Consider the following 2,623-nt stretch of genomic DNA (forward strand, 5'->3'; position numbering starts at 1 on the left):
AAAATAACGAATGTCTAAAAAATTGTTCTGGCCGCTGTTGGCGGTGATGTTCTGGTTGCCTTTACCAGAAGGCAGCAAGCCCGAGTGGGCTATGGGGATTTTGATGATGCTGGTCTATGGGCTGGCGTTGTTCTGGTTGCCGGGTTATGCCCTGAACCGGCTGCCGGTGACGCTTGCCTTTCAGAAGGCCCGCTGGTTTCACCTGGGATTTATTCTAGTCACCTGCTGGCTTTTTATACAACAGATTCCGTTACCCGTTGATTGGGTAAAGGCTCTCTCCCCCCATGCCTGGGATATTCATTCTCAGGCTTATTTGGCACTGGGATTGCCTCTGCCAGATTTACTTCCCCTCTCTCTTGACCCTTTCGCTACTCAGGTTACGGCGTTGCTGGCACTGGCCTATTATCTGCTGTTTTGCCTGTGCCTGCTGCTGATCGACCGGCCTGAGAAGTTGAAAAGCTTTGCCTGGGTGCTGGTGATTTCCGGTATTTTTCAGGCGGTGTTTGGTTCGTTAAGTACCCTCTCCGGTCTGGAAGTGCTGCTGTTTCGGGATAAGACTTCTTACTTTGGTGTGGCTACCGGTACCTTTGTCAACCGCAACAGCTTTGCCGGTTGTTTGGAGATGACCCTGGCGGCAGGGATGGGCCTGCTGATTGCCCAGCTTAATAAACGCCCTTCCCGGGACTGGCACGAGTGGCTGCACCGCACCCTGAAAACCCTGATGAGCAATAAGGTGATCCTCCGTACCGGGCTGGCCATTATGGTGATTGGTCTGGTGCTCTCCCGCTCCCGTATGGGTAATACCGCGTTTTTCTCCAGTTTGATGATTACCGGCTTTCTGTACGTTATCTGTCGTAAGCAGCTGAGCCGGGGAATGGTGGTGCTGTTTGTCAGTTTGCTGGTGATTGATACTGCTATTGTCAGCCAGTGGTTTGGCTTGGAGAAGGTAGTGGAGCGCCTTGAGCAAACCTCCATGGAAAGGGAAACCCGGCCCAATGTAGCGGAAGTAACGCTGGATGCTATTGGCGATTATGGCCTGACCGGCTCCGGTGGCGGCTCGTTTTATACGACGTTACCCACTTATCATGATGGCAGTTGGCGGGGCTTTTACGACCTGGCCCATATTGATTTTCTGCAATTCCCCCTGGAGTTTGGTATACCCGCCTATATCATTCTGGCGCTGATGGTGCTGGCGGCAGCCTGGCATGCGATTGCCGCCATGCGCCAGCGTCGTAACCGGCTGATGATTGGCATGGGCTTTACCGCCTTTATGGGCATTCTGGCCATTATGATTCACTCATCAGTGGATTTTAATCTGCAGATTCCTTCCAATGCGGCTTATTTTGTGGTGATGATGGCGCTGGCTTTGTTGGCTCGTTATATGCCTACCCCTTCGGGCGCTGCCCGCCGCCCGCCTCCCGCTGCCCGAATAAGATAAGATCGGGCTTTTACGGGAAGCGGGCAGCGGGAGGCGGGAAGCGCCCGTCAGGAAGACGGGAATCGATCAAAGCTTTTCATGAGCCCCTGAATCATTGCATTGATATCCTTGATCTCACGAATCCATAATTGACCTTTATCTTTAGTGATATAGCCAATCTCAATGCCGATATAGATTTGTGTTTTCAACTCTGCAGCAGAGCCTCTGGCAATGGAGACAAACCGTTTTTGCTCTTTGCCAGATTCTCTCTCAAGGCCTTCCGCTAAATTGCTTGGAATCGAAAGTGCTGAACGAGTTAATTGATCTTTAAAACCATGGTCCTTAAGCTGAGCCAGGGTTTTATAAATATCAACGCACAGTCTGGAAGACCGTTTCCAGACATCAAGATTTTCGTATGCCATTTTCTTTCTTCTTAACTGGTTAGTCAGAAGTATTGTAGACCGCCTCCCGCTGCCCGCCTCCCGGCGCCCGAAAAAGATAGAATGGGTGCTTTTACGGGGAGCGGGCAGTGGGAGGCGGGCAGCGGTGTTAATGAAAAAACGACTGATCATCAATATCACCATTATGTTCTGGGTGATCGCTGCGGAAGTATTGGTGATTAATGCGTCGTCCAAAGCGCAGAATCAGCCATTAAGGAGCTGTCCTGAAATAACTTCGACATTTCTACAGACGCTACCCGCTAACCGCCGCCCGCTTCCCGAAAAGCTGGAACCACTTGTGCTTTTGCGGGCAGCGGGTGGCGGGAAGCGGGCGGCGGCATTTTCCCGGAGTGAATAAAATGATGAAGTTATTCCGGGACAATTACTAAGCTTCGATATTGTTGAGGCGGTAAGCTCAGTAGTTTTTGTTTTTAACTATTTTAATGTGCCTTTGCCGCTGGCCATATTTCTGGCTTTGGTTTTGCTGCTTCTTCCCGCTTGGCTGTTGATGGTGTTGGTGCGACGATTTTTTGGCAAGGTGACGGTTTAAAAAGACCGCTACCCGCTCCCCGCCTCCCGCCGCCCGAAAAAGATAGAATGGGTGCTTTTACGGGAAGCGGGCAGCGGGCAGCGGGTAGCGAAAAAATGATAGATATTCATAACCATATTATCCCCGCCATTGATGATGGCCCCGATACCCTGGAGCAATCCCTGGAACTGCTGCGGATAGCCGAAGCCAATGATATCCAGCGGATGGTCTGTACGC

The 2,623-nt window shown here is 51.4% G+C and carries 4 protein-coding genes; 3 read left to right on the forward strand and 1 reads right to left on the reverse strand.

Annotation, left to right across the window (positions count from 1 at the left end):
- The first annotated feature begins 10 nt into the window (after nucleotides 1-10).
- Nucleotides 11-1,438, forward strand: coding sequence for an O-antigen ligase (locus tag KDK15_RS12405; RefSeq protein ID WP_257295678.1), 1,428 nt, complete (start codon nucleotides 11-13; stop codon nucleotides 1,436-1,438).
- 47 nt (nucleotides 1,439-1,485) lie between these two features.
- Here the strand turns inward: KDK15_RS12405 and KDK15_RS12410 are convergent, their stop codons facing one another.
- Nucleotides 1,486-1,839, reverse strand: a complete 354-nt coding sequence (locus tag KDK15_RS12410) for a four helix bundle protein (protein ID WP_257295679.1) — start codon at nucleotides 1,837-1,839, stop codon at nucleotides 1,486-1,488.
- Nucleotides 1,840-1,969: 130 nt separating this feature from the next.
- Between KDK15_RS12410 and KDK15_RS12415 the strand changes: the two genes are divergently transcribed.
- A complete protein-coding gene (locus tag KDK15_RS12415; protein WP_257295680.1) occupies nucleotides 1,970-2,215 on the forward strand; it encodes a hypothetical protein in 246 nt (81 codons plus the stop codon).
- Between the two features lie 287 nt (nucleotides 2,216-2,502).
- A partial coding sequence (locus KDK15_RS12420; RefSeq protein ID WP_306800333.1) for a CpsB/CapC family capsule biosynthesis tyrosine phosphatase occupies nucleotides 2,503-2,623 on the forward strand: 121 nt, incomplete at its 3' end.

The sequence above is a fragment of the Endozoicomonas sp. YOMI1 genome, from assembly GCF_024606345.1.
Lineage (GTDB): Bacteria > Pseudomonadota > Gammaproteobacteria > Pseudomonadales > Endozoicomonadaceae > Endozoicomonas.